This window comes from Streptomyces sp. NPDC028305 (genome assembly GCF_055569495.1).
The window spans coordinates 138,886-145,768 of sequence record NZ_JBVHTN010000009.1 but is presented as its reverse complement, the minus strand read 5'-3'; the positions used below and the strand labels follow the sequence as shown (position 1 = coordinate 145,768).

The 6,883-nt window shown below is 73.6% G+C and carries 2 protein-coding genes (1 of these 2 cut by a window edge); one reads left to right on the top strand and one right to left on the bottom strand.

Annotation, left to right across the window (positions count from 1 at the left end; genetic code table 11):
* The first annotated feature begins 218 nt into the window (after nucleotides 1-218).
* Entirely contained in the window at nucleotides 219-1,583 is a 1,365-nt protein-coding gene (locus ACZ4WQ_RS36180) for a glycosyltransferase (protein ID WP_361186936.1), read from the top strand.
* A 92-nt stretch (nucleotides 1,584-1,675) separates the two neighbouring features.
* Here the strand turns inward: ACZ4WQ_RS36180 and ACZ4WQ_RS36175 are convergent, their stop codons facing one another.
* A protein-coding gene (locus ACZ4WQ_RS36175; RefSeq protein ID WP_398374968.1) for a type I polyketide synthase crosses the window boundary here: on the bottom strand, nucleotides 1,676-6,883 show its 3' end. The gene runs 23,640 nt beyond the window's last position; only the last 5,208 of its 28,848 coding nucleotides appear in the window; the start codon falls outside the window, past its right edge; its stop codon occupies nucleotides 1,676-1,678.

The following is a 6,883-nucleotide window of genomic DNA, read 5'->3' as shown; positions in this document are numbered from 1 at the left end:
TGGCAATCCCCTAGTCATTGCCTGTTTGTTCGCCCCGTCGCTGTTCAGCGCCCAGTGTCCGCCGAATCACTGGGGATTTCTTTGTCTCCGAGCCGGTAGCAAGGAAGTCCGGGCTGCCGATCGAACTCCGATGGTCCGGCCCGTGCGCCGCCGACCGGCACACGGGCGCATTCGGCATGCCTTCCGTCATCCATCCCGCACCTGCGGAGGTGTTGATCGTGACCTCGCCCCGGCGGCCGATCATGTTTGTGAGCTCACCGGAGAGCGGATTGTTCAACTCGCTCTTCCTCATCGCCACCGAGCTGTCCCGGCGGGGGGTGCCCGACCTGTGGTTCGCCACCGACGAGAAGCGGCGTGAGGACATCGAGGGCATCGACGCGGGCAGTCCGGTGCGCTTCGCCTCGCTGGGCGAGGTGGTGCCCGAGCTGTCCTCCCCCACCTGGGACGACGAGACCTATCGGCGGGTGACCCAGCCGTCGCGGTGGAAGGCCCACCGCGCCCTCGTGGAACACACCTTCAACCCGCATCTGACGGTGCCCAAATACCGGGCGCTGGACGCGGTGGCCGAGGAGGTCCGGCCGGCGCTGATGATCATCGACAGCGTGTCGTTCTTCGGGGTGGAGGTGGCGGTCACCAGGAAGATCCCGTTCATGCTGAGCGTGCCCTTCCTGCCCAGCAATCTCTATATGACCAGCCTGTGGAACAACTTCCCGTCGGCGCATTCGGGTCTTCCGCTGAACATGACCTTCGGCCAGCGGATGGCCAATCGCTGGTTCAAGATCCGTAAGGTGTCGATGTTCTTCAAGCCGAGCATGTTGACAGTGCTCGGCAGTTCCAAAAAGACGCGGGAAAAACTGGGAATCTCCCCGGAGACGGTCAAGTTCTCGGCACGGACGGATCTGGCCGAGCTGATTCTGTGTTACTCGGTCACCGGTCTTGAGTATCCGTTCCCCTTCCCCGACAACATGCGTCTGCTGGGGGCGATCATTCCTCCGCTGCCCGAGGCGCCCGAGGACGGCGGACTCTCGCGGTGGCTCGACGCCCATGACTCGGTCGTCTACATGGGCTTCGGTACGGTCACCCGGCTGACCGCGGAGCAGGTCCGCGCCCTGGTGGAGGTGGTCCGCCGGCTGGAGGGGCGCCACCACGTGCTGTGGAAGCTCCCCAAGGACCAGCAGCAGTTGCTGCCGCCGGACGGCGAGCTGCCGGCCAATCTGCGGATCGAGAGCTGGGTGCCCTCGCAGCTCGACGCCCTGGCCCACCCGAACGTCAAGGTCTTCTTCACCCACGGCGGGGGCAACGGCTTCCACGAGGGGATCTACTTCGGCAAGCCGCTGGTGGTCCGGCCGCTGTGGATCGACTGCTACGACCAGGCGGTGCGCGGCGCGGACAGCGGGGTCAGCCTCACGCTGGACCGCCCCGAGACCTTCGACGTCGACGATGTGCTGGACAAGCTGACCCGGGTACTGACCGACCCCTCGTTCGATGCACGCGCCCGGCACTTCGCCCAGGTGCAGCGGGAGGCGGGCGGTCTGCGCACCGCGGCCGATCTGATCCTCGGCTCCCCCGCCCTGGCACCCTGACCTCCGCTCTTCCGGACCTCGCGGCCCGATGACGGTTCCAGCCCCGCTGGATCTGTCATCGGGCCGCTTGCCGTGGCGCGGCCGGGGTGCGGTCAGGGCGCGTTGCCGTCGAGCGCGGCCCTGACCAGGTCGTCCAGGTCCATCGCGTCGATCGAGTCCCCCGGAGCCTGGTCCTCCGCCGCCGGGTGGCCGGCCAGCTGGAGCAGGGGCTCCAGCAGCCCGACCTCCCGCAGCCGGGCGAGGGGCACGGAGGTCAGCAGCGCCCGGATCTCGTGCTCCCGCTCATCGGCGGCGGAACCGCCGCCCGTCTCGGGTACGAGCTCCCGCAGCACATGCCCGGCGAGGGCGACGGGCGTCGGATGGTCGAAGACGAGCGTGGCGGACAGGCTCAGCCCGGTCGTCGCGGTGAGCTGGTTGCGCAGCTCGATCGCGGCCAGCGAGTCGAAGCCGAGGTCCTTGAACGCCCGCTCGGCGCCGACGGCCTCGGGCCCCGCGTACCCGAGCACCTCGGCGACCTGGGCGCGGACCAGGTCCAGCACCATGCGGGGCCGCTCCGCCGCCGGCCGGCCGAGCAGCCGCTCCCGCAGTTCGGCCGCGGCCGACGCCTGGTCGCGCGGGGAGACGACGGCGCCCGCGGTCAGCTCCGCGTACCGGGGCAGCTCTCGTAGCAGGGGGCTGGGCCGCCGGGTGGTGAAGGCGTGGATGAACCGGGCCTGGTCGATGTCGGCGACCACGGGGGTGGGGTCCCCGGACGCCACCGCGACGCGCATGGCCGACAGCGCGTCCTCCGGGGCCATCGCGCTCACCCCGGTGCGCTGCGATGCCTCCTCGGCGCGGGCGCTCGCCGCCATGCCGCCACCGGCCCAGGCGCCCCAGGCCACCGAGGTGGCGGGCAGGCCCTCGTCCCGGCGCCGCTCGGCCAGCGCGTCCAACGCCGCGTTCGCGGCGGCGTAGTTGGCCTGGCCTGCGTTGCCCACGGCGCCGGACGCGGAGGAGAACAGCACGAACGCCGTCAGGTCCAGCTCCCGGGTCAGCTCGTCCAGGACGGCCGCCGACTCCACCTTGGACCGGAACACCGCCTCGAACCGCTGTGGCGACAGGCCGTCGAGGACACCGTCGTCCAGGACGCCCGCCGCATGCACCACGGCAGTCAGCGGGCACTCGGCGGGGATGCCCGCCAGCAGGTCCGCCATCTGCCGCCGGTCGGCGGCGTCGCAGGCCACGATCGACACCTGGACGCCCAGCCCGGCCAGCTCGGACCGCAGTTCCCCGGCGCCCTCGGCCTCCGGGCCGCTGCGGCTGGCGAGCAGGATGTGCTCCGCGCCCTCGCGCGCCAGCCACCGGGCGACATGGCCGCCCAGGGTCCCGGTGCCCCCGGTGACCAGCACCGTGCCCGAGGGCTTCCAGCCGTCCTCGGGTGGGGCGCCGACCGGCCGTTGCAGCCGGCGGCCGAACACCCCCGAGGCGCGCACCGCGATCTGGTCCTCGGCGGGCTCCGGTCCACCGGGCCGCGCCAGCACGCCGGCGAGCCGCGAGGCCGTGCGCCCGTCCAGCTCCTCGGGGAGGTCGACCAACCCGCCCCAGCGCTGCGGGTGTTCCAGCGCGGCCACCCGGCCGAGCCCCCACACCGCCGCCTGCCGCGGGGCGGTCACCCGGTCCGTCCCGCCGGTCGACACCGCGCCCCGGGTGACACACCACAGCGGGGCCTCGATCCCGGCGTCGCCCAGGGCCTGCACCAGTACGGCGGTCAGGGCGAGCCCCGGCGGGACGGCCGGGCCCGCGGAGTCGGCCACGGCCAGCAGCGACACCACGCCGACCGGCCGGAGGCCCTCGGCGACCAGCTCGCGCAGCCGCCCGGCCAGCTCCGTACGGTCCGGTCCGGTGACCTCCAGCCGTACCGTCCCGGTGCCCAGCGCCTCGACCGCCGCGCCCACCCAGGGGTCCTCGGCGTGTCCGGCCGGAACCACGGCCAGCCATGTCCCCGAGGGGGCGGCCGGTGCCATGCGGGTGAGCGGCGTCCAGCCGATCCGGTACCGCCGGCTTTCCGCGGCGGACTGCTCGTGGCGCCTGCGGCGCCAGGTCGAGAGCGCGGGCAGGACCTTCGTCAACGCCTCGTCCTCGACGTCCAGCGCCGTCGCCAGCGAGGCGATGTCCGCCCGGTCGGCCCGTTCCACGATGGCCCAGAAGTCCGCGTCCGCCGTATCGGGGGCCGCGGCCTCCTCATGAGTGGTGTCCTCGGGCCAGAAGCGCTGGTGCTGGAAGGGGTAGGTGGGCAGGTCGATCCGCCGGGCGCCGGAGGAGGCGAAGAAGCCCGCCCAGTCGACTCCGACGCCGTGCGCGTACAGCCGGGCCACGGCCGACACCAGGGCGGCCTCCTCGCCGCGCGTCCTGCGCAACGCGGGGACGAGCAGGGCGTCGGCCGACCGTTCGCCGAGGGTTTCCTGCGCCATGGCGGTCAGTACGGCGTCGGGCCCCACCTCCAGGAAGGTGGTGACGCCCGCGGCGGCGAGCCGGCTGACGCCGTCGGCGAACCGCACCGTACGGCGGACATGCTCCACCCAGTACTCGGGCGCGCACACCCGCTCGGCCGACACCACGTCGCCCGTCAGGTTGGACACCAGCGCGATCCGCGGCGCCGCCATCGTCAGGCCGCGCACGATCCGGCCGAACTCCGCCAGCATCGGCTCCATCAGCGGGGAGTGGAACGCATGGCTGACCGTCAGCCGACTGGTCTTGCGACCCTGCTCGGCGAACCGGGCCGCCACGTCCAGCACGGCTGCCTCGTGGCCCGCCACGACCACCGACCGCGGACCGTTCACGGCCGCGACCGAGGCCCGCTCCCCCAGATGGGGCGCCACCTCCTCCTCGGTGGCCTGAAGCGCCACCATCGCTCCCCCGGGCGGCAGCTCCTGCATCAGCCGGCCGCGCGCCGCCACCAGGGCGCACGCGTCAGGCAGCGAGAAGACGCCCGCCACGTGGGCCGCCGCGATCTCGCCGATCGAATGCCCCGCCAGATAGTCCGGGACGATCCCCCAGGACTCCAGCAGCCGGAACAGCGCCACCTCGACCGCGAACAGCGCGGGCTGGGTCCAGCGCGTCTCGTCCAGCAGCTCCGCCTCGGCCGTTCCGGCCTCCGCGAACACCACCTCGGCCAGCGGCCGTTCGAGGTGGGCGTCCAGGTGTGCGCACACCGCGTCGAACGCCTCGGCGAACGCCGGGAAGGCGCCGTAGAGCTCCCGGCCCATCCCCGCCCGCTGGCTGCCCTGGCCCGAGAAGAGGAAGGCGGTCCGGCCACCGGCCGCGGTGTCCTCGACCACCCGTGCGGACGGGCGTCCTTCGGCCACCGCCTGAAGGCCCTCGGCCAACTCGTCGCGGTCCGCGCTCAGCACCGCGGCCCGTTCCTCGAAGGCCGCCCGGGTGGCGGCCAGCGAGAACGCCAGGTCGGCGAGGTCGAGTTCCGGGTGCGCGGCGACATGGCCGAGCAGTCGGCGGGCCTGGTCGCGCAGCGCCTGGGGGGTGCGGGCCGACAGGGCGACGGGCCACGGCGCGCCGTCGCGCTGTGGCGCAGCGGGGATCCGGGCGGGCTCGTCGTCGGGGGCCTGCTCGATGATCACGTGGGAGTTGGTGCCGCTGGCGCCGAACGAGGAGATCCCGGCCCGGCGCGCCCGCCCGGTCCGCGGCCATGCGGTGGCCTCGGCGGCCAGTTCCACGGCACCGGCGGACCAGTCCACATGCGAGGTGGGAGCGTCCAGATGGAGCGTCCTGGGCACCACGCCGTGGCGCATCGCCATGACCGTCTTGATCACACCGGCGACGCCCGCCGCCGACTGCGTGTGTCCGATGTTGGACTTGACCGAGCCGAGCAGCAGGGGCCGTTCGCGGTCCTGGCCGTAGGTGGCCAGCAGCGCCTGGGCCTCGATGGGGTCGCCGAGTGTGGTTCCGGTGCCATGGGCCTCGACCACGTCCACGTCCGCGGGGGACAGCCCGGCGTTCGCGAGCGCGCGGCGGATGACCCGGCGCTGCGAGGGGCCGTTGGGCGCGGTCAGCCCGTTCGAGGCGCCGTCCTGGTTGACCGCCGAGCCGCGCAGGACCGCCAGGACGCGGTGCCCGTTGCGCCGGGCGTCGGACAGCCGCTCCACCACGAGCATGCCGACGCCCTCGGACCAGCCCGTGCCGTCCGCCGCCTCGGCGAACGCCTTGCACCGGCCGTCGGCGGACAGCGCGCCCATGTCGCTGAACTCCACGATCCCCACCGGCGTGGACATCACCGTCACCCCGCCGGCCAGCGCCAGCGAGCACTCGCCCGAGCGCAGCGCCTGGGCGGCCAGGTGCAGCGCCACCAGCGACGAGGAGCAGGCGGTGTCCACGGTCACCGCGGGGCCCTCCAGGCCGAAGCTGTACGAGAGGCGGCCGGAGATCAGGCTGGCCGCCTGCGCGGTCTGGGCGTGGCCGCGCTGGTCGGCGGGTGGGCGGTAGTCGCCGCTGGTGGCGCCGACGAAGACGCCCGTGTCGCCGCCGCGCAGCGTGTGCGGGTCGACACCGGCCCGCTCCAGCGCCTCCCATGCGGCCTCGAGCACCAGCCGCTGCTGCGGGTCCATCACCATGGCCTCGCGCGGCGCGATGCCGAAGAAGCCCGGGTCGAAGTCGGCGGCGTCGTAGAGGAAGCCGCCGCCCCGGGCGGCGCTGCGCCCGCGTCCGTCCGGGGCGCCGTCGGCCAGTGTGCCGAGGTCCCAGCCGCGGTCGGTGGGCAGGTGGCCGATGGCGTCGGCCTCGTCCACGACCAGTTGCCACAGGTCCTCGGGCGAGCGCACACCGCCGGGGTAGCGGCAGCTCATGCCGACGATCACGATCGGGTCGTCGGTGGTGCGGGCCGGCAGCGCCGCCGTGTCGTCGTCGCCGTCCTCGCCGAGCAGTTCGGCCCATAGGTGGCCGGCGAGCGCCGCCGGGGTCGGGTGGTCGAAGGCGAGGGTGGTGGGCAGGGGCAGACCGGTGGCCTGAGTCAGTTGGTTGCGCAGGTCCACCGCGGTCAGCGAGTCGAATCCGAGGTCCGAGAAGGCCCGGTCGGCCTCGATCGCCTCGGCACCCGTGTGCCCCAGCACCTCGGCGACCTGGCCGCGGACCAGATCCAGCAGGACATGGGAGCGCTGAACTGCGGGCAGGCCCAGCAGCCGTGTCCGCAGTTCGGCCGCCGTGCCCGTGGCGCCGGCAACGGTGTCCCGGCCGGCCGCCGCGGCCTCCAGCGCCGTACGGGCCTCGGGCAGCGCGGCGAACAGCGCGCTCGGGCGTACGGCGGCGAACGC